Here is a 717-nt window from a genome sequence, read left to right on the forward strand (position 1 = left end):
CTTCCGCTTTTGTCCTTTTGGGTTCTGCATAGTTTTATAACATCTGTTATCCATAGCCAAGGAAAGAATTMCTTCTTCAACTAACCTTCCCCATTACTTTAAGTACATTCCTCCACCAACAAAGAAAGCATCGCCCATGACAACATCATCAATGATGTCAAAATTGGGCTTACTGCCGTTCAATTTCCCCGACTCATCCCCATTCATATAAAATCGATATCTCATAGATCGCAAACCCCTACAATTAATTTTATTTTTAAGTACTTCTTGTTCACATCGCTTATAATACAGGCATTTCCGTACAATGGTATAGTCGTTTTCTGCAATTAATTTAGTAAAAAAAAGAACCCAAATTGAGTTCTTTTTCACGGTGACCGTTTTTATTTCAAATAAGTGAGATTGTACATATTAAACATTTGCCACCCGTTAGTTTAAGTGAAAATGTTCACAATTGAGAAACAATTTTATATCAAAATAGAACCTTATTTATTCACTGTTTACTGATTTAATTTCGAGATTTCCTTAGTATAACCTCCTATATCAAAGATAAACTATCTTTGTGGAGGTGCTAAACATTGGGGCGAAAATTTGAAATAAACCTTATAAAATTCCTTTATTTCTTTGGTATTAGTTCTTTTATATACTTAATAAAAAAACCACTTGCAAAGGACTGGCTCCTTGTTTTCTTTATAAAAAGTTACTATGCATCATTGGTCG

At 32.5% G+C, this 717-nt stretch carries 1 protein-coding gene; it reads right to left on the reverse strand.

The genetic code is table 11. The features are described 5' to 3' along the window. Positions 1-93 precede the first annotated feature (93 nt). Positions 94-234: a hypothetical protein gene (locus AC1DRF_RS30930; RefSeq protein WP_206742252.1), complete on the reverse strand. Its 141-nt coding sequence runs from the start codon at positions 232-234 to the stop codon at positions 94-96. Positions 235-717 lie beyond the last annotated feature (483 nt).

The organism is Priestia sp. P5_B4 (assembly GCF_056400385.1).